This window comes from Bacillus sp. RE35 (assembly GCF_052146655.1).
GTDB classification, from domain to species: Bacteria; Bacillota; Bacilli; order Bacillales; family Bacillaceae_G; genus Bacillus_A; species Bacillus_A cereus.
In genome coordinates this window covers 3,002,905-3,029,312 of record NZ_CP197377.1, presented here as the reverse complement: position 1 = coordinate 3,029,312, position 26,408 = coordinate 3,002,905, and the positions used below count along the sequence as shown (strand labels likewise).

Below are 26,408 nucleotides of genomic sequence, written 5' to 3'. Positions count from 1 at the left end.
TAGAGTGTGAGAAATTCGATGAAAATCTCTGGCAGGCAAATCTTTTGGATGATGTTCACATTTGAAGTGGGACAATCACTCCTTCTAGTTATTCCAGCGACGATTCGTACTGTCAAACAAGATGCGTGGATCTCGATTTTGATTGCAGGAGTGATAGGGGTTGCTCTTACTTTTTTGGCAACTACACTTGGTTCGCTTTATCCGAAACAAACTCTCATTGAATTTAGTCAAACTATTCTTGGTAAATGGCTAGGAAAGCTACTGATGATTCCTTACTTCTTTGGGTGGTACATGATAATTTGGATAACCGTCCGTGAATTTGGTGAATTCATTATTATCGCTTTGTTTCATAATACACCTTTGTGGGTCATTGTCTTTACTGCGATGTTATTGCTCATTTTTATCATTTACCAAGGAGGGGTGGAAGGAATTGGACGTTTAAGTGAAATCATAGGGCCAATTGTACTTTTAATGATAACGTTTGTAATCATTTTGAATGTTGGCAATATGAATTGGGATTATATGCGGCCTATTTATCACGATTCTGGCTGGCTTCCAATCCTTAAAGGTTCCTATACTCCTGTAGCCGCATTTTTTGGAGAGGCTGTTATGATGATGATGTTCGTTTTCTTTATGGATAAACCAGAGCAAGCGTCATCAAGGGCGATGTTGGGGGTAGGATTAGCCGTTTTCATGGTAACGATTGGAACATTAGCGGTCATTTTAACATTCGGTCCGAATTTATCTTCAAGTTTTTTGTATCCGGTTTACGATTTGAGCCGATACATATCTGTCATGGAGTTCATTCAAAATGTGGATATTTTGATAGTTATTATTTGGTTTTTTAGTATTTTTGTGAAATTGGCGTTATACATGTTTATCGCTTGTTATGGAACAGCACAAATATTTCATTTGAAGGATTGGCGAAAAGTAGCGTTAGTTCTTGCTCCTATTTCGTTCATCATAGCTGTGTCAGTTAAAAATATCCAAACATTTACCCATTATTACTACATATTTTTCGTAATTCCAATTGCATTTCCCGTTTATGAGCTAGGGATTCCTTTACTGTTATTGGTGGTTGGCAAAATTCGAAGGAAATATGCATAAACTCAATCGGTAATATGTTTGGAGGGCAGGTATACTTTTAGTTTTTTGACTAATATAAAAAGAGAAAAATCCTATTCATAAGTGTAGGATTTTTTGTTTGTATATTACGTTACAAGAGTTTTCTTATTTTCTCCGGAATGTCCTTTTTGAAATCTATGCAACAGAGTCTTTATAGTAAGAGTATTTTGTCGGGGGATAATCAAAAAATGCATATTACAATATAAAAATTCACCTTAATACTAAAGAATACATGACAACGATTCCTATAAATTCTTCTCAATAATTGAAAATAAAATCAATCCAGATTATTATATTGTTATTGTAATTATAAATGTAATTACATTTTATTGAAGGAGGATACAAAGATGAAAAACTCAAAAGGCTCTATTGAATCAGAGATAAGCAAAGCAATTACTCACTGGGAAAAGGACTACCTAGGACGCGGGTCTATATCCGTTAAGACAGATATATTACGGGATATGATTATCGTAAATTTACAAGGTATTTTAACGCCAGCTGAATATACGGTTTGCGAAACAAAAGACGGTATGCTAACGATAAAGAAAAATCGTTCGGAGCTAGTTGAATCTGGAATTGAAGATTTGAAAGAGATTATACTAGAATTAACTGGAGAAAAAGTGAAAAGTTTTCATACGGATATAAGCTCCCGTACTGGTGAACGAGTAATGATTTTTAAATTGTTTCATAATCTTGAGGAAAAATTTTAAAAATTAAAACCATCGTAGGGTTAGTGGGAGATAATTAAGAAACCTAAAAGTTTTGCGCTTTATTTAAATTTATTAACATGATAATAATTAATAACTTGAAATTATTTACGTATACTGAATTTTAATTGGAATAACGCTCAAAAAAACTGATAAATAAATTGACAAACTGCTTAATATAGTTTATCTTATAATTGTTTTAAAAAATTAATAGATGCTTATTTTAACTGTTTGCTATAATTAAGGCTTTAGCATTTTTTTAATATGTAATATTGACTAAATGAAAAAGTTTCTTAATTGAAAGATAGCGCATAACATAAATTGATATATTGATTGCATAATCTAGGAGATCAGAGATATACTGTTATTTTTAATAGGAGTAATACATACATTACTATCCTCTATAAAATGGGAGCTCTTCAAAAAACTTTATTGAAGTTAGTTGAAGTGAAACCGACAATCTCCATAATTCAATGATGATATAAAATCATTGAATTATGGAAGTTGTCGGTTTTTTTTATGGGAAAAAACGATGTACTAAAAAGAGTGAATGAAAATTGAAATTTAAAAAACTATCGTAATGAAAAGGAATTTTTATAGGCTATTTTCGCTTAGAAGGGAGTATTTAACATGTTAATTTCGCTGAGTTCATCAACACTGTTAACTTTATTTTTTATGGCGCTTAGTGCTTCTTGGCTAAGTGGATTATTATTTTTACATGCAAGGATACCTTTACGTTTTGTTCATATCCATATTGGTATCGCTGCTTTACCTTCATTGGTTTCTTTACTCGCACTTGTTAATAACAATGGAGATAGAGTTGTGGGGCCTTGGCATCTAGATACTTTAGCTTGGTTAATGGCTTTCTTTGTTCTTACAATTGGTTTAATCATTCAGCGTTTCTCTGTACGTTATTTAATGGGAGATCGTTCATATCGAAAATACTTTGCACTTTTTACATTTACTACAGGTATATCTTCGGTTGCATGGTTAAGTGATGATCTTCGCTTAATGCTCATTTGTTGGGGAGTAACGCTTATAGGATTGGTTCTACTTATAGGGCTAAATAAAGGGTGGAAAGTAGTTAGTGAAGCAACTAAAATCTCTAGCTACCTATTTACAATAAGTTGGATTGCCTTACTATCAGCTATCATTTGGCTTTTTCAAGTAACAGGACAGTGGCAGTTAACATCAGTTTTAACGAATGAAAATGTAGTGCTACATGGAACATTGGAGAGAACAGGAATTAACTTATTAATTATATTAGCGGTGATGATTCCAGCAGCACAATGGCCTTTTCAAAGATGGTTAATTGAGTCTGCTGTTGCTCCAACTCCTGTTTCTGCTATTATGCATGCGGGTTTAGTAAATGCTGGCGGTATCATGTTAACTAGATTTTCACCTCTTTTTCATGATGATATTGCACAAATAATTTTACTAATTTTCTCTAGTATTTCTATCTTAATAGGTACAGGAATTAGTTTAGTCCAAGTTGATTATAAACGTCAGCTAGTAGGTTCAACTATTGCACAAATGGGATTTATGCTTATTCAATGTGCATTAGGCGCCTATTTAGCGGCTATTATTCATTTAATTTTACATGGTTTGTTTAAAGCTACACTATTTTTACAAGCTGGTTCTTCCGTGCAACGTTTTGGGGTAGTGAATCAGTCTAATGAAAAGATGTCCAATTTATGGATTATAGTTGGGCGTGTTTTAGGATTATTTATAGCAATTACTTTCTGGTTTATGACTTCTGGAGAGGGGTATCAACTAGTTAGTGCGTTAATCTTAGGCTGGTCACTATACTTTTCATGGAAACAGCTTGTTGTTTTTGGAGAGGGAAGAATGGGACGAATTGCTGGCGTAATTGTTTTGATTGGATTTTCTCTCATTTACTTTACCGTTCATAATTCTCTTTATAAATGGTTGCATACTGATATTTATCAAAGTGTTCAACCTTCAGCTCCAGCCGTTATCTTTGTTATATGTATTTTACTATTTAGTAGTGTTATTAGTACTTTCGTTACTCGTCATCAATCTTCTACTTTATTCGCTGTACTTTATCTTTGGTTAGTTCGAGTAGGTGAGGCGAGACGAAAGTCAGTAGAAAGTCACCCAAGCTATCTGAAACATTATGTATCAAAGGGAGGTAATTCGTGATGAGCATACCGTCAATATTAAAGAAAGATACAAACATTGATATGCAAGAAAATAATATAAATGATTTAGTTGCATCTGCTAGCCGAGTTATTGCGCCACTTTGGCCTATCTCTACGTTTGCAGCTCACCACCCTTGGATGGGACTTGAAAAGCAATCATTTGAACAAGTCGCAAATTGGTTAAAAGAAGCTCGTAATGTGGATATTTATCCTAGTGCCTCCATGATTCATTCGGCAAAAGCGAAAGGTGAGATTGAGGAATCATTTTTACAAATGAGTTTGTCTCGTTGGCTGGATTCACAATCTTTTCATATTCCGCGAGAGAAAGCAGAGCGATTTTGCCAAGCAGCTTTAAAGTTAGAAAAATTACCTTCTAGTCTATTATCATCGCCAGAAGTAAATAAATTGGCAGAAGAAATGAATTATATAAATACAGCAAGTATGCAAGCCTCTGTTATGCAGCCAATAAGTTCGCTTATAGAGAGTCAAAATAGTGAAAACCTATCTGATGTTCTTAATTATCATATCATTAAATGGTGTAAATTATATCTTGATGAATCCGGATCAAATTGGACGATGCCAAATCGAGAGAAAGGTTTTTATCGTGCATGGCAACACCTTATTAAATTTGATCCAGCGCTCAGTAAAAATGAGCGTAAAGTTTTAAAAAATTGGCCACAAGATGCCGAAGTAGCTTTAGCGAGAGCATTATCTGAACTAGGAATTTCTGAATCTAACATACAATCTTACCTTGAAGGGCACTTACTTTCTTTGCCTGGGTGGGCAGGAATGATACGATGGCGCTCACAACAATCAATTCAGGAACAGGAACTTCTCATAGAATATTTAGCAGTTCGAATTTCTATGGAGCTGGCTATTGTAAAACCTTATTTACCTTTAAAAAATCAAAAGGTTGAGAAAAAAGTTTCGATCGTCCCACTTATAGCTTCTTGGATCTATTGGGGGAATATTTCAACACGGGAATGGTTACAAATGCCTGCTACTGAACAAAGTGAATTATTAGTATTCGCTTATCGTTTTGATGAAAATATTCGCAAGAAACTTTGGCTGGAAGCTTGGGAACAAACGCATGCAGAGCAATTAAGGGAGAAGATTGCTTCTACACAACGTGCAACCAATGATAAAAAGCGTGTATTAGCTCAATTAGCATTCTGTATTGATGTACGTTCAGAACCGTTTCGTCGCCACCTTGAAAAATTAGGTCCGTTTGAAACATTTGGAATAGCTGGTTTCTTTGGGTTACCAATTGCAACTAGTGAACTAGGTAGTAATAACAACCATCCTTCTTTGCCAGTTATACTCAAACCGAAACATCAAATAAAAGAGCTCACAAATGAAAATGAACTTAAATCTTATGAGCAACGTAAGAGGGTAGGCAGTTCGGTACGTTATACTTTTAAAACGATGAAACAGAACGTACTGACAAGTATGGCGCTACCTGAGTTAAGTGGTCCTTTACTTGGTCTACAGATGGTGACAAGAAGCTTTGTCCCAAGAGGAGTTGGTGGTTTCATTCGTAACCTTCGTAAAACTATGTTACAAAAACCTGATACAACATTCTCGCTTAATCATGTTCATGACACAAAGGGGGAGATACCTATCGGTTTTACGAAAGAAGAAAAAGTGAACTATGTGCGTCAAGCTTTAAAAATGGTGGGACTGACAGAAAAATTTGCTCCTTTAGTTGTAATGTGCGGACATAGTAGTCAAAGTACGAACAATCCTTATGCTGCAGCACTTGAGTGTGGTGCTTGTGGCGGAGCAGCAGGAGGATTCAATGCAAGAGTTTTTGCTACTTTATGTAATCTCCCAGAAGTGAGAGAGGCGTTGTTTGTGGAAGGTATTAAAATTCCTGAGGATACCATTTTTGCAGCAGCTGAACATAAAACAACAGTGGACGAATTGGAATGGATTTACGTCCCAGAACTTTCGGAAACTGCGCAAGAAGCATTTGATTGTATCGAATCGATTATGCCAAATGTGAGCCAACATGCAAATAGAGAGCGTTTAACGCAATTACCAAATTTTAAAACGAAAATAAAAAATGCGAGTAAAGAGGCACATCGATTTGCAGAAGATTGGAGTGAAATACGTCCAGAATGGGGATTAGCTCGTAATGCATCTTTTATTATCGGGCAACGAGAATTAACTCAGGATTGTGACTTAGACGGTAGGGCTTTCCTTCATAATTATGATTGGAAACAGGATGAAAGTGGCGATATATTAGCTAACATTATTGCAGGACCAGGAACAGTAGCTCAGTGGATAAATCTACAATATTACGCTTCAACTGTAGCTCCTCATTATTATGGTAGTGGAAACAAAACAACCCAAACCGTAACCGCGGGTCTAGGTGTTATGCAGGGAAATGCAAGTGATTTGTTGCCAGGCTTACCTTGGCAATCCGTTATGCAGTCAGATAGTGAGACGTATCATTCACCACTTCGTTTACTAATTGTAATTCAAGCGCCTAGTCAATATATAGAACGTTTGCTAAATAATGATTTCACATTTCGAGAAAAAGTTCAAAATGGATGGGTTAGACTTGCAAGTGTTGATCCAGAGGGACACTGGAAAAACTGGTAACAATTATGTAATGAATTATCAACTATTGTTACTAACTTAAAAGTTGCATAAATACAATAATGAAGAAGGAGTGCTCCATATGAATTCAAAGAATAAAAAAGTTTTATTGTTAACAGACATTAAACATGAAATAGAGCCTATTATCCAACAAGTAACTAACATTCAACAAGAAAACATGTTGACTATACACAGCTACGATTCTGTAATTGTACATCCTTATGGAGATATAATGAGATCTATTATTATTGCTATTTATCAAGAAAATGTTGAAGAAATTTTTGTTGTAGGAATAGAGGATAAAGAAACTGAGGTAGTTAATATACAAATTCAACGTGATTCCATAAAAAATAAAAGGGAACTAGACTATCTCTTTGAAAATTGCATGCCTGAATTTTCAAGTGGTAGCCTTGATGAATGGCTAAGTGGAAAAGAAAATGTTAGTGAAAATATTGAGAAGAGTATAGATATGATTTGTCATCATCCACTAGTACCGTCTGATGTTAAAGTTCATGGTTTCAAGATTGATAGAACAGGGGAAAAAGAAACGGTTGTTAAAGTTTCTGTTAATAAAGTAGTGAAACAAATGTATTCTTATGTGTAAGTTATCGATAGATAAGCAACTTTTATTTGGTAGATACTATAATATGTTAAATATTTGGAGTTATTTCCTTTAAAAAGAGTAAAAGAAATCTTCTATAAATGGAGATCTTTTGCTCTTTTTATAATAAAAATAAAAAATTATTTGACGTTTTTTCGAAAAAATTTTTAAGACAAGGCTTTTAGGTTTATGAAAACCTTTATTCATGATAGCAAGATAATTTTGATAAGAAGTATATAGTAAGAATGATTTGGAGATACCGATGGGGATATAACTATTTTATTTAGGACGGTGCAATTAAAATGGATTTACAGAAAGGGAAATTATATTGGAACACGACTTTTTCTAATACACCTTCTTATCCTCGTTTGGACGAAGATATAAAATGTGACGTACTAATAATAGGAGCAGGAAGTTCGGGTGCTCAATCAGCATACTATTTGAGTGAATCAGATTTAAATATTGTTATCGTTGATAAAAGAAAGGTAGGACATGGAAGTAACCTTACAAATACAGCACTTATTCAATATTTAGGTGATAAGATGTTTTATGAACTTGTAAATACATTTGGGGAAGAGTATGCAGTTAAGCATATGAAATTATGTGAACAAGCTATTAATGATATTGAATATGCTGATCAAAACTTGCCTTATTGCTCTGACTTTAAACGACGTGACAGCTTATATTATGCAAGTTATGAAGAGGATATAAAGAAATTAGAAAAGGAACTGTATTATTTACATAAGCATGATTTTAAAGCGGCTTGGTTATCAGAAAAACAAATTGGACAGAGATATCCATTTAAAAAACGTGCAGCTATTTATACGTATAATGATGGTGAAATAAATCCTTATAAATTTACACATAGTTTATTAGAACAAGCCTCTAATAAAGGAGTTCACATTTATGAAGATACAGAGATTGTTGGCAAAAAGTTAGAGAAAGAATGTGCTATCTTTTATACAAAGGAGGGCAATTCTATTACTGCCAATAAAGTAATTGTGGCTGCAGGATATGAAGGATTGGAATTTAAAAAGGAAAAGAACGCTACACTGATTAGCTCATATGCAATTGTTACTAATCCTGTGGAAGATTTATCTTCTTGGTATAAACGCACTCTCATTTGGGAAACTGCGAGACCATATATTTATATGAGAACTACTGTAGATAATAGGATTATTATAGGTGGATTAGATGAAGATACAAACATTGCTCAAGAAAGAGATTCAAAATTAATCCATAAAAAAGAGAAATTAGTGAATGAATTTAATAAGCTCTTTCCCAATATAACAGTTGAACCTGAATTTTATTTAAGTGCTTTTTATGGTGGTACTCATGATGGTTTACCTATAATTGGAATGTATGAAGAGTTTCCAAATTGTCACTTTATCTATGCGTATGGAGATAATGGATTAGTTTATAGTATGGTACTTTCTAAAATTGTTCGAGATATAATTATTAACGGTTCAAGTCCAGATTTGAGTTTATATTTACAAACTAGACCAAAACTAAATGAGTAAACTGCATGTATACAAAATCATAGTAGTAAGGAGCTTATTTAGGATTCCATTATAAAAAAAGCTATTTTAAATGTATTAGTTTCATGTGACTATTTGTTATGTTTATGAATGCTTAAATAAAGCATTCATAAACAATATTATTTGTTAAATCCATTCATTTTACTAAGTTCAGTTATTTGTATAATCCATTCTTTTTTTAGGTAGGGTAGAGTTGCTTGGATATGATGATATTCCCATTCTTCCTCAATGGTAGGGTAAAGATTAAATAAGTATTTTTCTTCATCATTTGTTACACTTGCTTTAGGATTGCCAGTAAGTTTAAAATAAATGTCGCACCATCCGCTATAGTTTGTTAACATGAATAAAAAATTAGGACATGTGAATTCGATGAGGTATATTTCTTTCTCTAATTGAATATCTGATAGTAATTCTCTTGCAGTCTCATAAGTAGGCTTCTTTTGGTAACCATTGCATGAATGCCATGCCCAAATGGGTAAATCTATAATAAAGTCAATACCTTTCTGTTTCATGTGTCTTACAATGTATTTATATGCTGTGCAATCTTCTTTACTAACAAAAATAGGATCGGCTATAAGCTTACCTTCATTCAAAAGTGTATTTATGGCATTTTGGTTTTGAAAAGTCCATAGGATTGTTGAATCTATAGATGTATTTAAGTTTGATTGTTTATAAAATTGTTTTTTCATCTTTCTCTCCATTTTCTTTTTTATTTTATAAGAGTTTAAGATAAGTACAAAGTGCATTATATTTTTATCTTTATTAAGAGTTGGAAAAATCCATTAAAGAATAGAAGAGTTTGTTTGCAATTACAAAAAATGATTCTTATAATCATTTAAAAATAACAGAAGTATTTGTTCTAATAAAGAATGAATTTTGCTTTAAGAATGGGAAAGGATAGCCATGCAAAATAAAATTATTGTTATGTTTCAAAAAGATTTTCGTTTATATGATAACCCAGCTCTATTTGAGGCTGTTCAGTCTGGTGAGGTTCTTCCTGTATATATACAAGAGGAAACTTTTTCAATAGGAAGTGCGTCAAAGTGGTGGTTGCACCATGCTGTAATAGATGTAAAGAAGCAACTTGAGGCATTGGGCTCTACTTTAATAATTCGTAAAGGACGTACGGAGGAAGAAATACTTTCTCTCATAGAGCAATTAGATATAACGGCTGTATATTGGAATATTTGTTATGATCCGGACAGATTACAATCTAATCAAAAAATGAAAATGATGTTAGAGGATAAAGGTATTATCTGTAAAGAATTTAATTCGCATTTATTATTAGAACCGTGGATTATTAAAAAGAAAGATAACACTGAATATAAGGTGTTTACGCCTTTTTACAATGCATTTCAAAAGCAGGTAATACCTAAACCTTTTAGCAGAGTGCAGAGTATAAAGTGGGGAAACTCTTTACCAGCAAGCTTATCTGTTTCAGAATTACAATTGTTGCCGACTATACCGTGGACATCTCATATGGAAGTAATATGGGATCCGACAGAAGAAGGGGCATATAAAACATTCAAGAAATTTTTCTCTAGTAAACTAGTCTCTTATAGTGAAGGAAGAGATTTTCCAGGTCAAAATGTCCATTCGATGTTGGCACCGTATCTTTCATTTGGTCAAATATCAGTAAAGCTAATGTTTCATTACTTAATAAATAAAAGTACCGAAAGACAATGTAGTCTTTTTGAAAAACAAGTTAATAGCTTTATACGTCAATTAATTTGGCGAGAGTTTTCTTATTATTTACTATATCATTATCCATTTACAGTATATAAACCTCTTAATAAGAGCTTTGAACATTTTCCGTGGAATAAGGAAGAGGAGTTATTAAGAGTATGGCAAAAGGGGAAAACGGGTTATCCGTTTATTGATGCGGGAATGCGAGAACTATGGCAAACAGGTTTTATGCATAACCGGGCAAGAATGGCTGTAGCCTCTTTTCTTGTAAAGCATTTGTTAATTCCGTGGCAAGAAGGAGCAAAATGGTTTATGGATACACTACTAGATGCTGATATTGCAAATAATACAATGGGATGGCAATGGGTTGCTGGAAGTGGAGCAGATGCATCACCGTACTTTCGTATTTTTAACCCCATCACACAAGGAGAAAAGTTTGATAAAAATGGAGAGTATATAAGAAGATGGGTACCAGAATTAAAAGATATCCCAAACAAATATATATATAAGCCTTGGGAAGCACCTGAGCATATTTTACAAAAATCCAATATAAAACTTGGGGATACATATCCTTTTCCGATTGTTGATCATAAGGCAGCACGGGAGAGAGCCCTTTGTGCATATAAAAGTATGAAAGAATTTGTATGAAATAGGTTAAACAATATGTATTTTGAATTTTAATATTAGAATTTTATCCATTACAAGGACATACTAATCATATAAAGTTTCTATAATCTTCTAGTAAAAAGGAGAATGTTTATGAAAAAATCTAGTATTATAGTATTTTTACTAACATATGGTTTGTTTTATGTTTCTAGTGTTTTATTCCCTATTGATCGTACTTGGTATGATGTGTTAGAAAAGCCGTCTTGGACACCATCTGGTATGACAATCGGAATGATATGGGCTGTATTATTTGGACTTATTGCATTATCAGTTGCAATTATTTACAACAACTATGGATTCAAGTCAAAAACATTTTGGTTTTTATTCCTTTTAAATTATATATGTAATCAAGCGTTCAGCTACTTTCAATTTAGTGAAAAAAATTTATTTTTAGCAACAGTAGATTGTTTACTAGTCGCTATTACTACGTTACTTCTCATTATGTTTTCTTCCAATTTATCTAAAGTATCGGCATGGTTGCTAATCCCATATTTTTTATGGTCTGCATTTGCTACATATTTATCTTGGACAATTTATAGTATAAATTAAAGACGTAAATGAAAACTTGAGCACAAAGAAAATGCTCGAGTTTTTATGTTTATTAATGATAATCTAAAGTATAGAATATACACATCTTAGGGAGGTCATATGTGTGAAGAAATGGATAAAAATTGTTCTGTACTCTGTAGTAGGTATTTTAATGATCGGAAGTATTACTTTTTTAACTTGGTCTCAGTTTACTTATAAACCAACGAAAGAGGCTTTGTCTTTAGTAGATGATAAAAAAGATGCAGATTATATAGTTTTTGGAGAGAAAGATGCAAAAATAGGAGTTATTTTTTATCAAGGAGCTAAAGTAGAAGCCGAGGCTTATAGTTACTTAGGAGAAGCTCTTGCAAAAGATGGGCATTTTGTAGTAATGCCTAAGTTACCATTAAATTTAGCGATATTTGGAATAAATGAGGTAGATAGTGTAATTGAACAGTATCCGGAAGTTCAAAAATGGTATGTTGCTGGGCATTCAATGGGTGGAGCTATGATTTCTAGGTATGCCTTTCAACATGAAGAAAAGGTAGACGGGATTATTTTCTTAGGTTCGTATCCTGCAGATGACTTCTCTACTAAGTCGATTCCAATGTTATCAATTTACGGGGAAGTAGATGCTTTAGCAACTGTAGAAAAAATAGAGAACAATAAAAAGTTAATGTCAAAGAATAATACTATGCACATGATAAAAGGGGGGAATCATGCTAATTTTGGCATGTACGGTGAGCAAAAAGGTGATAATGCGAGTTTAATTACGCCAAAAGGACAACGAGATGAAACAGTGAAAGTAATTGAAGAATGGTTATTGAAACAATGATAACGAATTTAATAAATCTACCGAAAGAATTCTCCCAGCGGTAGATGGAAGAGAGAATAAAGAGCCAACTCGTATGAATTGGCTCTTTTATTTATTTGCTATCTCCAATTGTCCCCTTATTTTCTCCGGAATATCCTCTTTAGAAATAATATCGTAAGAATACACATACTTTCCTTTTACATGAATTTTTAAGTAAGTTTTTCTTATAAAATCATTAGGCGTGTTCGTTCCAACATTATATTCTTTTTCATTGCTTAATTCATCAACAGCTTTTAGTGAGTACATAGCTTTTCCTTTTTGATGATAATCCGGAACACCATATCCTTTCGCAACGGCATATACATTTTTTTCTTCAGCAATCGGATTAAATCTGTCTAAATCCCCGCGTAATATGAAAGGTAGTAAGTATATAGGAAGGCCTATTCCTAATATGCAAATTACAAATTTTCTCATTATCGTTTCTCCTCTTGTTCATTTACATGCTTCAGTATAGAAAAAAATTCTTATAAATATAGAGGGAAATTTCTTAAGGTTTTCTTAATAAAGTTTAACCGTGTGAAAAAAACTAACTTGAGCATTAAGCTTGCGGAATGAATAACCAAATAACTTTTTTCTTTATTTTTTGATATTTCTTAAGAACCTATCAAGAAATAAGTGAGTTTTAGGATTTAGAATAAATGTATCTTACAGTAATAAGAGAATTATCTAAATAAATTAGAGTGAGAACAATTAAAGAAAGTATCTTGTGGGGTGCTGCTTTCTTTTAGAATAGAGAACCCCATGGGTCAGTTACATGTAATGCAGCGCTGCGCTTCTATGTCACTGAAAAATCCAATGATAAAAAAAAGAGGGGGAAGGCATTTTTTATTGAAGTTTGTTAATGATAGATTTTTAACTAGTTAGGGGGGAGCGTAAAATAGATTATTAATCTCTTTAATAATTTTTATTTTCCTTATAGTTGGCATGTTTTATTAGAAATTTTAAATTTTGGAAGGAGAATCAATAATTATGGGTAAGAAAAGAAGAATAAGTAATAAGTTATTACTTGTCAGTGCAATTTTTACAATAGCAATTCCTTCAGTCTCATATGCGGAGGAAGTAATTTCACCTGAAAATTTTACGAGTTCTTCAAGTTTGTATGAGGGACGGAATACGGAAGTATTGAAAACAAGCTTATATCCTGATACATATAACTATCCGTTTAACTACCAATTTAGTTCGAAATTAAAGGAAGCAAACACAACTATAAAAAAAGTAGACAATAGTGATGATGAAAATCCTATTATATCTACTACTCTTTCATTTATTCGCCATATGAATAGTGAAGATTATAAATCTGCATTTGATTTAACCTCAAGGTCATTACAGAAAATAATATCCGAAGAATGGTTGAAGAGCTATTGGGGGGGACTCCCAGTGCAATTACAAGCAGGTTCTTTTATAGAAATTGGAGAGGTTACACAAAAAGAGACAAATCCTGTTCATACAAATGTGGAGATTCAATTAGTTTTTGAAAAAATGACTGTACCTTTACTAATTAAACTAGATCCATCTGGAAAAATAGACGATTTTCAACTCAGCATGTCGTTTAGTCCTGTTGCAGAGCGTCCATCATATAGTAAGCCTGAGTCATTTGTTGATAAAGAAGTAGTAGTTGGAAGTGGTGCATTTCCATTACCAGGAACATTGTCGGTTCCAAAAGGAAAGGGGCCTTTTCCAGCGGTTATTCTTGTTCAAGGATCAGGAGCAACTGATCAGGATGAAACAGCGTTTGCTTTAAAACCATTTCGCGATTTAGCTGAAGGTCTTGCATCGAAGGGAATTGCTGTCCTTCGCTATAATAAAAGAACGTATGAACATGGGTTGAAAACACAATTCAGTCCCTTTTATACAGTTGATAAAGAGACAACAGATGATGCTCTTCTTGTAACTCAATTTCTTAAAAATGAGCCTCTAATAAATAAGAATCAAATATATATTCTTGGTCATAGTCAAGGTGGAATGATGCTTCCGAAAATGATTGAAAAAGACCAAAATAAAAATATTGCTGGAGCAATTGTAATGGGAGGGCCAGCTCGTACGATCCAAGACGTTGTTTTAGATCAATTTGAGTACCTTTTCTCTATTGGAGCAATGAACCTGGATCAATATAAATTCTACAAATCGCAATTTGAATTATTAAATGATCCCAACTTCTCTGGTCAGAATCCCCCAAAAGATTTTTACTTAGGGTCAGCAGTATTTTGGGATTCTATACGGAAAATTAAAGCGGCAGAAATGTCAAAAGAACAAAAGACACCGCTTCTTATTATTCAAGGAGAAAGAGACTATCAAGTTCAATCAAAAATTGAAATTCCTCTTTGGAAAGAACAATTAAAAGAACGAGATAACGTAGATTATCGACTGTATCCAAAGTTAAATCATTTCTTTACAGAGGGTGAAGGGGAAATAAGTAAGCCAAATGAATATTATAGTCCTGCTAATATCCCTGAGTATGTTATAAATGATATTGCTGCTTGGGTGCAAGGCAGATCGCAATTAAATTAGCAACCATATGTTTTAATAAAAACTTTCTTTCCGTAATCAAAATAGAAATATTTTGATTAGGTTATATGTTTTTTAAAAGCACTCTTTAAAAAGGAGTGCTTTTTTATTTTTCTATGATTTCTATAAAACAATGGGCTTACCTTCCAAACAAATCGTTATTTGGAGCGCTTTTATCAAAGCAAAGTTCTTGTGACATTTCTTTGATATTAAAAACATGAATAACCTATTGTATGAAATTTTTTGAAAATTTAGGTTTAACATCTTTAAAATAGGTGTATTACATATTACATAACAACTAAATAAAAAATAAAAAATCTAAAGGAGGAAAGATACCATGCATACGAATGAAAGAAAAACGGTAGTTTATGAATATCAAAATGAACAGGAAGTAGTTATGAAAGTAAAAGAGCTAGAATTGCAAGGGGTTCGCCACGATGACATTTATGTTTTAGCACATGAAAAACATATAACAAAAAGGATTGCGGATGATACAAACACAAATACGATTGGAGTAAAAGAACAAGGATTGGGAACAAGTATTATCAACTTTTTCTCCAAAAAAGGGGACGAACTTCGAAAACAAATGGAAGAAATGGGGTTGTCGAAGGAGGAAGCTAACTTATATGAAGAAAAACTAGATCAAGGGAAGATTTTACTCCTAGTAACAGCTGAAGTACCAATGGCGAATGCTAGGCAGCCGCAAAACTATCATTCTCTGTAATAGATTGCAACATCTGATAAATAGGTAAGGGAATTATTTTAGTTTGTAGCATGGAAGAAAATAAAAATAGAAAAGGATGAGAAAAATGAAACATACAATATTTAAATATGCTGTGATTGGAATTACGACCGGAGTCATAGTCTCCCTATTAAAAAAAGAAAATCGGAAAGCTATACAAACAAAAGGAAAAAGCGTAAAAGAAAAACTACAAGAAGGAAACATAAAGGAAACATTGGAGAAGGTAACTGAGACAAGTAAACAATTTTCTGTAACTGCAGCTAATGTTGCAAAACAAACATTACCACAACTGCTTACAGCCACACCAGTTGTCATTTCTACCATTAAAGACTTAACAGAAAACGAAAATAATAAAAAGAAAACAGGTGAAAAGGATTACGAAATAAATGAAAATAGTAAGAACTTAGACGGGGAAAAAACGAAAAATGAAAAGAAATATGTGAAAGAAGGGAAAGAAGAGAGTGCCTAGATTTAATTCTAAAAATAGAAAGTGAGGAAAAAAGTATGAAATCTCTGTATGCAATTGATGTAGGAATTGGCTTTACCAAAAGGGCATATCGACAGGATGTAGATTCTGAGATGACAATCAAGAGTGAAGCTTCCACACTAGCCCCTGTACCTAATCATGCTGAAAGTGAAGATTTAACAAAGGTAAGTTTTATAGACTTAGATTTTGCATACTACATGGGAAATGAAGCACATCAATCTGACGCTTCGTTTCTTCCTCCATTTGACGAAGAAATAGAAAATTATTATGAAAGCGAACGATTTAAACAACAAATATTTGGTTGCATTGCAAAGGATTATAAAGAAAATGTCGTGTTACCTCTAGTTGTTACCGGGCTCCCCGTTACTTGTTTTGGTAGTCAGCATGAGCAATTACAACGTGCACTAAAAAAAGAAACTTCCGTACAAATTGATGGGAAATTTATTCATATTACGGTGGAAAATGCTTTGATTCTTCAGCAACCGGTCGCTTTACATGCCTATTTCTTAAAAGAGGGAATCATTCAGGAACGAGATCGCATCTTAATTATTGATGGCGGATTTCGTACAGTAGAAATGACAGATATGAAACAGAATGTCATTTTAAATCATTATGAGGCGGAACTAGGATGTAGCAAGCCTTTGAAAAATATTAAGAATATGGTGCAGAATCATGAGGGTGAAAGTAATCAATTGCATATTAACGACATGCCAAACATATTAGAAAAAGGATATGAATGTCGAGAAGAAAATCATGAGGCAAGTCAGGTTCATACTTTGATTCAAAAAGAGTTGGATGCACACTTCCAAGACGTCATGCGTGTATTACAAGAACAATTTAAGTTAGAACAGTATAACACTATTATTTGGACAGGAGGAATAGTAGATCTCCACAAAAAACGAATTGAAAAAATGCAAAGTGAAATTTCTTCTTTCCGTATGGTAGACGCTTCGAAAGAGGCTGCACTCCATGGATACTACATTATTGGGAGTCAAGTATTTGAGGACATCACCAATCAATCTGCATATGAATCCAAATTATAATAACGAATGAAATGGAGTTCGTTGAATAGACGTGCCAAATTATGTAGCTTCTTTTCCACATATAATAAATTCTTTATAAGAAAAGATAAAAAGTGATTGTATAGAGGAAATGTTTAAAATTGAAAATAAAAATAACTAATATATAGGGGGTCTTCCTTTTAAAAGAATAAGACCTCCTATGTTATTTATTTTGTAATTTAGATGATCTAAAAACTCTTCCTCCAAGACATGAATACCTACATACAAATTTCGTATTACGGATATGATTCGATCAAACATAAAACTATTTAGAAAGGAAGAATAATATGGAATGCATAAAAATGACGAAATGGAGTTGGTATCATGTGAAAACTAGTGAGCTTGAAAAACTTTCTTCTATAATCCCTCGTGATGTAACATCTTATTTCGCTCAATTTGTAAAGAAAATAAGTTCTCCTTGTGAAAATGGATTATATGTTTATACGTTATCACCAAGTCAAACTTGTGTATATGGTTCGTTTTTATATGATCAAGATAAAAAGGACGCCAAAATTCAAAAATTTCTTCATTATTTCGTAGCTGATGGAATACTGATAACAGTTCAGGAAAAAGAGGAAGAGGATTTCCAAAAATTAATACATAATTTCCCTATTGGTACAAAAAATTGTAATAGTTCCGCTGAAGGATTATGTGCTATCTTATCAATGTTTATATCTCATTATTTGCGAAAGGTTGACTACTTTGAAAACAATTTCAGAAATGTATTATGGGATTTTTATCATCATAATAACATAGCAGTTTTAGAAAGGATTTATCATATTCGTCATGAATTATTTATGAACACACATGTGTTTCGCTTAATACAAGAAGTGTTACAAGGCCTAAAAGAAGCTTGGTTAGAAAAACTAACAAACACCCTTTGTTATAAACAAACACACGTAAAATTAGAGCGTGGATTACAACTTGTTAAAGAGTACCAAGAAGAATTAGACACGATGATTCATTTACAAGAAGTTGTTTCTTCTCATCGTGGGAATGAAATTATGAAAGCTCTTACTGTATTAACTGCTGTGAGTACGCCTTTGACAGCCTTAGGAGCATTATGGGGTATGAATTTTAAATACATGCCTGAACTAGAATGGAAATATAGCTATTTAATCGCTCTCTTATTTATTATTTTCACAACAGCGGGTATGTATATGTATATGCGATTCAAAGGATGGACAGGTGACTTATTACGAGTAAAGAAAAAGAAATCTTTTTTTAAATCTAATTAATCCTGTTTATAAAAAATATGATAGATATATGGTTTGTAATATTTATTAATTGAGATAGCACCATATCCCCATCAAGTTAAAGTTTTGATGTCCTCGCAATGATAAAAATGGTGAATATTTATATGAAAGATTAGAGCTCTCCTTCCTGTAGGAGAGCTCTAATCTTTGTTTAAAAACTATATCATATACTCTGAAATTTGTCCGGATTCAATTTAGAATATGGCAAAAGAGAACTTGCGATTAAAAACAAGCTCTCTTTAAAAGAAATAACGTAATTGAGATACTTATATAGTAACAATTGTTTTCTTCTAATTCCATATGTCATATGTTGAGAAATAAATTATAAATGGATTGATAAAGCTAAAATGAATGATTGACATAATATTTTGACGATAATATAATGAATCTCGAATTCAAGATAACTTGTAAAGGATTGGTAATTATGAGCGTGATTAACGATGAGAGCTTATCTTTAAAGTTATTTGTTATATTATCAAGGGCAATACAGTCAATTACTAAGCGTATTGAAGAGGATATAAAAAGTTATGGACTTAATCCAACTGAATTTGCAGTGCTTGAGCTACTGTATAGTAAAGGCGATCAGCCTATACAAAAAATTGGAGACAAAATATTACTTGCAAGTAGTAGTATCACGTATGTAGTGGATAAGTTGGAAAAGAAGAGGTTCTTAATACGAAAACCATGTCCTAAAGACCGCCGTGTCACGTATGCGTCAATTACTTCAGAAGGTATTGAACTAATGGATATTATTTTTCCTCAGCATAAAGAGGCGATTCAGCAAATATTTGGTGGTTTGGACTATACTGAGAAAAAAATGATAATCGAAAAGTTGAAAAAATTAGGGTATTATGCACTCGAACTATAAATCTTTAGAAATATATCTCGAATTAGTAATGTCCTAATTAAATATAATTTAAATAAATAGGAGGAAAAATTAATAAATGGTAGTAAATTTATTATAATACAAAATGAATAAAGAGTGTAATTTCAATCGGTATAATATGAAATAAAGTTGTTATGTTAATGTATACATATCGTCCTTTAAATTATAAATCTTTCATAAAGCGGAGAGTGGGTATCAAGAATGGAATTACGTCATTTAGAGTATTTTATTCAAGTTTGTAATAATAATAGTTTTACTAAAGCTGCGGAAGTTCTAGGTATTTCACAGCCGACTTTAAGTCAACAAATACGAGTTTTAGAAGGTGAACTTGATACACCCTTGTTTCATCGAGTTGGAAGAGGTATCAAAATGACAGAAGCGGGTAAGCTGCTATTTGATAAAGGAAAATTTATCATGCAACAATTTGATGACGTTTATAATGAAATTTTTGAATTAAAGGGTGTAAAAAGAGGTGTGATTACTATAGGAGGTTTATTAGAGGATCTCACTTATTTAACACCTTATATTATGAAGTTTCAACAACATTATCCCAACATTGTAGTAAAGATTATAGAATCCGAAGTTGCTGTAAATCAAATCGTTGACAAAAATATTGATTTCGGGATTACACGTAGTGCTCAAATTCCAGACACATTAACAAACACCCTTTTGTATAGTGAAGAGCTCGTCCTTGTAATTCCCAAAAATCATCCTTTGAATGAAAAATCATTTGTTTCTTTTCGAGAATTAGTAGGGCTCAGTAGAGTAATGGTTTCATGTAGTTGTCGTGAATCTATTAAGATATATTGTGAGAGTTTAGGGTTATCTTTATCTGAAGCAAATATAGAAACAAAATCTTCTATTTCTCTATTGAGCCTTGTATACAATGGACATGGTGTTGCCATAATACCTCTTTCACTGGTTAACTTTGTTAATAATGATACTTTGAGCATAGTTCGTATTACTGATCCAACACCAAGTCAAGATATTAATCTTATACACTTTGATGATAAATTTTTAAGTTTTGCAGCACGCATCTTTATGCAGAAGTTAAATGATTCTCAAAAAGTATCAGTGTAATAGAAATAATAATGATCCTAGTGTAACAATTGAAAAAATTAAAATCTATATTAAAGTCGAAGGACAGTGGATTTATATGTGTGGTGTAGTCGATCAAAAAGGGGGATACCATTGACTTTTAATTAAAGAAAAAAGGACAGACTTTGCAAGGAGAGAAGGCTATCAAAAACAAGTTAAGTTAATCAATCAATTCTTCGGTCTTATCGCATAGTAACAGATTCCATGTAGGGATATACACTGCTATTTTGAATTTATATATCCGTATTGTAGAAAGAAAACCACCGGCATTATACCGGTGGTTTTGATTTAGAAAGCAAAGCAAGTACAACCAATACCCCATTTAGTTCCATCTTTTCCTATTACGGTATGAGTGTGTTGATGGAGAGGGTTACTACAACTATGTAACTTGTTATCATGGGAATCGTGAGAAAGTATAGTGTTGGCTAGGTTAGCACCACCATAACCATAAACGCCCGTCGGTGACCAATCAGGTGATGCTGGCGGCAATTCAGGTGATAAGTTTTTAAATTCATTATTTCCATAAACAACCTGCCCACCCATAATGGTGAGCAATGATTCAAGGTCTTTGATTTCTTCTTCCGGCACAGTAAAGTAGTCAGCAGACAATACAGCAATATCAGCAAACTGACCTACTGCCAGGGTTCCTTTTTTACCTTCATCACCAGAGAACCACGCACTTCCTTTTGAATATAATTCCAGGGCTACTTTTCTATCAAGTTTATTTTTTTCATCGTATATGGAAAGCCCACCAATGGTTTTTCCAGCAACCATCCAGTAAAGAGCAACCCAAGGGTTATAGCTGGAAACCCTGGTTGCATCACTACCGGCGCCAACAGGTATACCAAGGTCTAACATACGATAAATCGGAGGAGTATGCTTTGCAGCTTCCTTTCCGTATAAGTCAACAAAGTATTCACCTTGAAAAGCCATGCGGTCTTGGATGGCAATACCGCCATTTAAAGCCTTAACACGTTCCATACTACGATCTGAGATTGTTTCTGCATGATCAAACCACCAGCGTAGCCCATTAAAAGGAATTTCTCTGTTAACTTCCTCAAATACATTTAAGAAACGTGTGATTGACTCGTCATAAGTTGCATGTAAACGGAATGGCCAACGGTTTTCCACCAATAGAGAAATTACTTTCTTTAAGTCGGCTTCCATTACTGTAGCTAGTTCGGGCCGTGGCATTTGAAATTTTTCAAAATCGGCTGCCGAGAATACTAACATTTCTCCGGCACCATTCATTTTATACTTATCATTTCCTTGACCGGGAGAAACAATTTTTGCCCATGAAGCAAAGTCTTCATATTCATGATTAGGATTTTGCGTAAATAGATTATAAGCAATACGCAAAGTTAATTGTTCCTTCTCGGCTAAATGTTCAACAACTTTGTAGTCATCAGGGTAATTTTGGAAACCACCACCTGCGTCGATGGCACTTGTAATACCTAATCTATTTAATTCACGCATAAAATGGCGAGTTGAGTTAATCTGGTCGTCAAGATTAAGTACTGGAGCTTTACCCAAACTTGAATAAAGAATAGAAGCGTTAGGGTTAGCGATTAAAAGGCCCGTTGGATTACCTCTTTTATCCCGCTGAATTAAACAGCCTGGAGGGTCTGGAGTATCTTTCGTGTATCCCAGTGCACGTAGCCCTGCACGATTTACAAGTGCTCTATCGTAAAGATGTAGCACAAAGACAGGCGTGTCTTCAGAAACAGCATTAATCTCTTCTAATGTTGGCATCCGTCTCTCTTTAAATTGAAATTCAGACCAACCTCCAACTACTCTTACCCACTGAGGAGCAGGTGTACGCCTTGCCTGTTCTTTGAGCATTTCTAGAGCAATAAAAAGTGATGGCACGCCTTCCCAACGTAATTCCATATTATAATGCAGACCACCACGAATCACGTGTATATGGGAGTCATTCAGGCCTGGAATAGCTCTCTTTCTTTTAAGGTCTATTTTTTTTGTTTTTTCCGTGGCACTATTAAGAAGCTCATCTCCACCTACTGCAGTGACTAAACCATCAGTTATGGCGATAGCAGATACCTCAGGCTGAGAAGGGTCAAGGGTAGTAATTTTTCCGTTATATAAGATCATATCCGGTAAATTCATGTTCACACCTCGTCTACTTTCTATTATTTTGTAACCATGGATGAAATAATTTACCGAAAATCGGCATGACTACCCATGATAGCAAGGACACTATACATACAGAAACAAAAAAAGCTGACATAATAGGATTCATATGTTTTATAATAGGTCCTATCACTTTAGGAACTAACATGCTAAGAGGCCATACACCCAGAAGGGTAACGATAGACATTTTCCATTTTGGCGGTGGAACTGGCGTTTTCGGAGTAACAAACCAATAAGCCAAACTGCTTTCAGTTTTGTAAGTTGGATTAGTGGCTTGAAATTGCTCCGCCGTTTTTAACAAATCCCGGCGAACATCTGATTCTTGCCAAGTACGTAGATGCTCATACGTATCAAAGCGAAAAATAACAGTATACTCTCTGGATTCGTTACTTGGGACTATTAGATTTACACCTAAATGTCCTGGGAATTTAGTAGCCGCAGCCTCAATTTCATGTCTCCATGTTTCAAACTGTTTTTCTCTACCTTCTTGAATTTCCCATGTAACAATGGTTGTTACTGGATTGCCAGCATCCATCGTGTTCCCTGTATAAGTCTCTTCGACAGCTACTCCTTCTTGTTTCATATTTTCCTGCTTGGAAGCGCGCCATGCACCATAGTATATGCGTATTCTACACCTTGACCATAAGCACCAGTGTGTTCCTTTACAATCTCCATTACAGCATCATAAGTGTCTTTGTGTGCCCAGTCACGTTGGTATTCAAGTAAAACTTGAATTGCTGTCACTGGAATTGCACCAGCTTGTTCTACACGACGCATAGCAGCGTTATGTGCTGTCAAACTAGTACCACCTGAAGCATCATCAACTGCATATACCTCATAGCCAGCTTTAATTGCTTCAAGCACAGGGAATGCAAGGCAAACTTCAGTCCAAAGTGCTGCAAATATTAATTTCTTTCTACCGGTTGCTTTAACTGCCTCAACAAATTTCGGATCTTCCCAAGAGTTCATTGAACTACGTTCTATAATTTCATGGTTTGGGAATATATCAAGAATTTGTGGCCAAAAATAACCAGAAAAGCTGCGTGTTTCAACTGTAGTAAGAATAGTAGGTACGTTAAAAGTTTTTGCTGATTTAGCAAGTAGCATAACGTTATTAATCAATGTTTGTCTATCAATACTTGCAACTCCAAAAGTCATTTGAGGTTGAAAATCAATTAAAATTAAGGCACTGTTCTCCGGATTTAACAATTCTAAATTACTCATAATAAAACGCTCCTTTTTCAATTGTTTATTGAAAGTAATGTATCTTCTGTCAATTGAAGCTCTACTATACTTTTTAATTTAAATTTAGTGCTGATTTAATCAGCACTAAATTTATACTATCTACTTTAAAAAAGGTGATTTAAAGCTATTTCCTTGAGATACATTTATGCATTTTGTTTACTAAGATCTCGCTGAGCTCCTCTATAGCTTCCAATTATATTTTGATAGCCTGGAAGATTGCTAGCAAGCAAATTGCCAAAACCTTCGACATCGTTGCGCCAATCGCGTTGTAATTCGCAAGCTACGCTAAACCAGTTCATAAGTTGCACGCCACTATGTGCCATACGTGTATTGGCAGCATCTGCAACTTGTTTACTGAAAGTTCCTGAAGCATCAGTAACAGCAAATACTTCATATCCAGCTTTTATAGCGGAAAGTGCCGGGAAAGCAACACAAACGTCCGTAACTACGCCTGCGATGATAAGTTGTTTTTTTCCAGTTTCTTCGATTGCTTTTACAAAATCATCATTATCCCATGCGTTAATTTGTCCAGGTCGAGCTATTTTTGGTGCATGAGGAAAGAGATCAACCAATTCTTGCATTAAAGGTCCATTAGGCCCGTTTTCAAAACTTGTTGTTAAAATAACTGGTAAATTAAAAAACTTAGCAGTATGAGCAAGAGCTAAAACATTGTTCTTGAATTCATCAACACCATAGTCACGTACTAGTCCGGACATAAGACCAGTTTGATGATCTACTAAAAGCACAACAGCATCATCTTTGTTAATACGAGAATAGAGATCAGTCATTATGTATTCCTCCTAAAAATTAAGTAATCGAAGAAAGTTTAAATAGTCGGATACTATCATAAGTTTCTTCGTTTATAACTAAGCTGACCAATAATATTGGTTATAGCAGCATTCACAGAACATGAAGTGCTATACAAATTTATAGTATTTGAAAACTGATTCGTTAATCAATTCTAAATTATCTATAATTCGTATAGGTCGTAACTATAGTTGTTTTCACTATAAAATAGATTGGTTTTACCTATACATCCTATAGATAGAACGATATTGATAGTCACCTATTTTTGTTATTACAATTGAATAGGAGTAATGTTCAGTAATTATTTTATGATGCAAAAGGTATTAGAGGGGGGATTGTTCCAAAAGGAGAAAATGAATGCATTGGAACAATAGAGTTTCATACTTAGAATTCACAACATAAACGTGCATGAATAGGTTATGACGTTCATCCAGATTATTGAAGAAAAGGATACATATTGGAATATTTTTGGGAGGTAGAAGCATGGCTAAAATTACTGTAGGAACCGAAAAGCAAGAACCAATTGAGATATATTATGAGGATCATGGCACAGGAAAACCAGTTGTACTCATTCATGGTTGGCCGTTAAGTGGTCGATCTTGGGAATACCAAGTTCCCGCTCTTGTTGAGGCTGGATACAGAGTTATAACATATGATCGTCGAGGATTTGGACAATCATCTCAGCCGTGGGAAGGGTATGAATATGATACCTTTACTTCTGATTTACATCAACTATTAGAACATTTAGAGCTTCAAAATGTCACACTTGTTGGTTTTTCTATGGGTGGAGGCGAAGTAGCCCGGTATATTAGTACGTATGGAACAGATCGTATTGAAAAGGCTGTTTTTGCTGGGGCAGTTCCTCCGTATTTATACAAATCAGAGGATCATCCTGAAGGGGCCTTAGATGATGCAACAATTGAAGCATTCAAAAGTGGTGTGATAAATGACCGCCTTGCATTTCTTGATGAATTTACTAAGGGATTTTTCGCGGCTGGTAATCGAACAGATTTAGTTAGTGAGCCATTCCGTTTATATAATTGGGATATTGCAGCCAGTGCATCACCTAAAGGAACACTTGATTGTATTACCGCCTTTAGTAAGACAGATTTTAGAAAAGACTTGGAGAAGTTTAATATACCTACTCTTATTATTCACGGTGATTCTGATGCAACTGTACCATATGAATATAGTGGGAAATTAACACATGAAGCAATTCCTAATTCTAAAGTAGCCTTAATAAAGGGTGGTCCACATGGGCTAAATGCAACGCATGCTAAAGAATTTAATGAAGCACTCCTATTATTTTTAAAGGACTGATTACAACTATATAATTGTTAGTTGATAAATTATAAATAAGTAAAAAATAAAGCTTTATAAAAGATGCTCTTGGATAAATCCAGGAGCATCTTTTTAAATGGTGGTATTGATATGTTAGGTTGATAAATCTTCATTAGTTTCGAATTGAATATTCTTCTTAACAGCAAAAATTTATTGTTTAGAGTTTTTTTAGGTCTTTTAGATGTATTGCTATATTACTATCAAGATAATATTTCTTCCTCAAAACAAAGAAATGTACATTTTTTGAGGAAGAAATATCTTGTCAGAAAACAATAAAATCTTATTAATTTTTATAATTGGTAGAATTTTTATGGAAATAATTCTCTTAATATATTAAAATA

Annotated in this window: 23 protein-coding genes; 17 read left to right on the top strand and 6 right to left on the bottom strand. The window is 33.6% G+C overall.

What is annotated here, in order from left to right; genetic code table 11:
• Positions 1 to 18: 18 nt before the first annotated feature.
• The 6 genes from ACTL4X_RS15610 to ACTL4X_RS15585 all read left to right on the top strand — a co-directional run bounded on the left by ACTL4X_RS15610 (position 19) and on the right by ACTL4X_RS15585 (position 8,719).
• Complete coding sequence (locus ACTL4X_RS15610; protein ID WP_000703146.1) at positions 19 to 1,107, top strand: GerAB/ArcD/ProY family transporter; 1,089 nt, start codon at positions 19 to 21, stop codon at positions 1,105 to 1,107.
• Between the two features lie 365 nt (positions 1,108 to 1,472).
• A complete protein-coding gene (locus ACTL4X_RS15605; protein ID WP_000798162.1) occupies positions 1,473 to 1,835 on the top strand; it encodes a DUF2294 domain-containing protein in 363 nt (120 codons plus the stop codon).
• Between the two features lie 627 nt (positions 1,836 to 2,462).
• Positions 2,463 to 3,995 (top strand): NADH dehydrogenase subunit 5, encoded by a 1,533-nt coding sequence (locus tag ACTL4X_RS15600; protein WP_000908919.1) that lies wholly within the window; start codon positions 2,463 to 2,465, stop codon positions 3,993 to 3,995.
• Complete coding sequence (locus tag ACTL4X_RS15595) at positions 3,995 to 6,601, top strand: DUF2309 domain-containing protein (RefSeq protein WP_000026969.1); 2,607 nt, start codon at positions 3,995 to 3,997, stop codon at positions 6,599 to 6,601. Before ACTL4X_RS15600 ends, ACTL4X_RS15595 begins: the two co-directional genes overlap by 1 nt.
• Before the next feature lie 79 nt (positions 6,602 to 6,680).
• Positions 6,681 to 7,202 (top strand): carbonic anhydrase, encoded by a 522-nt coding sequence (locus ACTL4X_RS15590; protein ID WP_001086256.1) that lies wholly within the window; start codon positions 6,681 to 6,683, stop codon positions 7,200 to 7,202.
• A gap of 299 nt (positions 7,203 to 7,501) precedes the next feature.
• On the top strand, positions 7,502 to 8,719 hold the full coding sequence (locus ACTL4X_RS15585; RefSeq protein WP_000365635.1) for an NAD(P)/FAD-dependent oxidoreductase: 1,218 nt from the start codon (positions 7,502 to 7,504) through the stop codon (positions 8,717 to 8,719).
• A gap of 137 nt (positions 8,720 to 8,856) precedes the next feature.
• Here the strand turns inward: ACTL4X_RS15585 and ACTL4X_RS15580 are convergent, their stop codons facing one another.
• Positions 8,857 to 9,426: a DUF3841 domain-containing protein gene (locus ACTL4X_RS15580; protein WP_000743889.1), complete on the bottom strand. Its 570-nt coding sequence runs from the start codon at positions 9,424 to 9,426 to the stop codon at positions 8,857 to 8,859.
• A gap of 214 nt (positions 9,427 to 9,640) precedes the next feature.
• Here ACTL4X_RS15580 and ACTL4X_RS15575 point away from each other — a divergent pair, with 214 nt between their 5' ends.
• From ACTL4X_RS15575 to ACTL4X_RS15565, 3 genes are all read left to right on the top strand, one after another.
• Complete coding sequence (locus ACTL4X_RS15575) at positions 9,641 to 11,071, top strand: cryptochrome/photolyase family protein (RefSeq protein WP_001179972.1); 1,431 nt, start codon at positions 9,641 to 9,643, stop codon at positions 11,069 to 11,071.
• Between the two features lie 111 nt (positions 11,072 to 11,182).
• On the top strand, positions 11,183 to 11,638 hold the full coding sequence (locus ACTL4X_RS15570; protein ID WP_069358100.1) for a TspO/MBR family protein: 456 nt from the start codon (positions 11,183 to 11,185) through the stop codon (positions 11,636 to 11,638).
• Positions 11,639 to 11,741: 103 nt separating this feature from the next.
• Positions 11,742 to 12,452 carry an alpha/beta hydrolase gene (locus ACTL4X_RS15565; protein WP_318346390.1) on the top strand — a complete coding sequence of 237 codons (711 nt, stop codon included), beginning with the start codon at positions 11,742 to 11,744 and terminating at the stop codon, positions 12,450 to 12,452.
• 87 nt (positions 12,453 to 12,539) lie between these two features.
• On the opposite strand, the gene ACTL4X_RS15560 is transcribed toward ACTL4X_RS15565, so the two are convergent.
• Complete coding sequence (locus tag ACTL4X_RS15560; protein ID WP_001225224.1) at positions 12,540 to 12,905, bottom strand: YxeA family protein; 366 nt, start codon at positions 12,903 to 12,905, stop codon at positions 12,540 to 12,542.
• Between the two features lie 555 nt (positions 12,906 to 13,460).
• Here ACTL4X_RS15560 and ACTL4X_RS15555 point away from each other — a divergent pair.
• The 7 genes from ACTL4X_RS15555 (at position 13,461) to ACTL4X_RS15525 (ending at position 20,508) form a co-directional block, all read left to right on the top strand.
• Positions 13,461 to 14,999, top strand: a complete 1,539-nt coding sequence (locus ACTL4X_RS15555) for an alpha/beta hydrolase (RefSeq protein WP_318346391.1) — start codon at positions 13,461 to 13,463, stop codon at positions 14,997 to 14,999.
• Between the two features lie 334 nt (positions 15,000 to 15,333).
• Complete coding sequence (locus ACTL4X_RS15550; protein WP_000557319.1) at positions 15,334 to 15,720, top strand: general stress protein; 387 nt, start codon at positions 15,334 to 15,336, stop codon at positions 15,718 to 15,720.
• An 85-nt stretch (positions 15,721 to 15,805) separates the two neighbouring features.
• Positions 15,806 to 16,207 (top strand): hypothetical protein, encoded by a 402-nt coding sequence (locus tag ACTL4X_RS15545; RefSeq protein ID WP_000683216.1) that lies wholly within the window; start codon positions 15,806 to 15,808, stop codon positions 16,205 to 16,207.
• A gap of 35 nt (positions 16,208 to 16,242) precedes the next feature.
• Positions 16,243 to 17,268 carry a ParM/StbA family protein gene (locus ACTL4X_RS15540; protein WP_000839443.1) on the top strand — a complete coding sequence of 342 codons (1,026 nt, stop codon included), beginning with the start codon at positions 16,243 to 16,245 and terminating at the stop codon, positions 17,266 to 17,268.
• 305 nt (positions 17,269 to 17,573) lie between these two features.
• Positions 17,574 to 18,524, top strand: a complete 951-nt coding sequence (locus ACTL4X_RS15535) for a magnesium transporter CorA family protein (protein ID WP_000388924.1) — start codon at positions 17,574 to 17,576, stop codon at positions 18,522 to 18,524.
• A gap of 442 nt (positions 18,525 to 18,966) precedes the next feature.
• A complete protein-coding gene (locus tag ACTL4X_RS15530) occupies positions 18,967 to 19,410 on the top strand; it encodes a MarR family winged helix-turn-helix transcriptional regulator (RefSeq protein WP_000111421.1) in 444 nt (147 codons plus the stop codon).
• Between the two features lie 219 nt (positions 19,411 to 19,629).
• Positions 19,630 to 20,508 (top strand): LysR family transcriptional regulator, encoded by an 879-nt coding sequence (locus ACTL4X_RS15525; RefSeq protein ID WP_000423188.1) that lies wholly within the window; start codon positions 19,630 to 19,632, stop codon positions 20,506 to 20,508.
• Positions 20,509 to 20,814: 306 nt separating this feature from the next.
• On the opposite strand, the gene ACTL4X_RS15520 is transcribed toward ACTL4X_RS15525, so the two are convergent.
• From ACTL4X_RS15520 to ycaC, 4 genes are all read right to left on the bottom strand, one after another.
• Positions 20,815 to 22,650: an amidohydrolase gene (locus ACTL4X_RS15520; protein WP_001052854.1), complete on the bottom strand. Its 1,836-nt coding sequence runs from the start codon at positions 22,648 to 22,650 to the stop codon at positions 20,815 to 20,817.
• Between the two features lie 13 nt (positions 22,651 to 22,663).
• Complete coding sequence (locus tag ACTL4X_RS15515) at positions 22,664 to 23,257, bottom strand: antibiotic biosynthesis monooxygenase (RefSeq protein WP_000806860.1); 594 nt, start codon at positions 23,255 to 23,257, stop codon at positions 22,664 to 22,666.
• On the bottom strand, positions 23,254 to 23,898 hold the full coding sequence (locus tag ACTL4X_RS15510) for a hydrolase (RefSeq protein ID WP_000067162.1): 645 nt from the start codon (positions 23,896 to 23,898) through the stop codon (positions 23,254 to 23,256). Before ACTL4X_RS15510 ends, ACTL4X_RS15515 begins: the two co-directional genes overlap by 4 nt.
• 164 nt (positions 23,899 to 24,062) lie before the next feature.
• Positions 24,063 to 24,707, bottom strand: a complete 645-nt coding sequence (gene ycaC / locus ACTL4X_RS15505) for an isochorismate family cysteine hydrolase YcaC (RefSeq protein WP_000131227.1) — start codon at positions 24,705 to 24,707, stop codon at positions 24,063 to 24,065.
• A 502-nt stretch (positions 24,708 to 25,209) separates the two neighbouring features.
• Here ycaC and ACTL4X_RS15500 point away from each other — a divergent pair.
• Positions 25,210 to 26,046, top strand: coding sequence for a bromoperoxidase (locus tag ACTL4X_RS15500; protein ID WP_001074300.1), 837 nt, complete (start codon positions 25,210 to 25,212; stop codon positions 26,044 to 26,046).
• Positions 26,047 to 26,408: the final 362 nt, after the last annotated feature.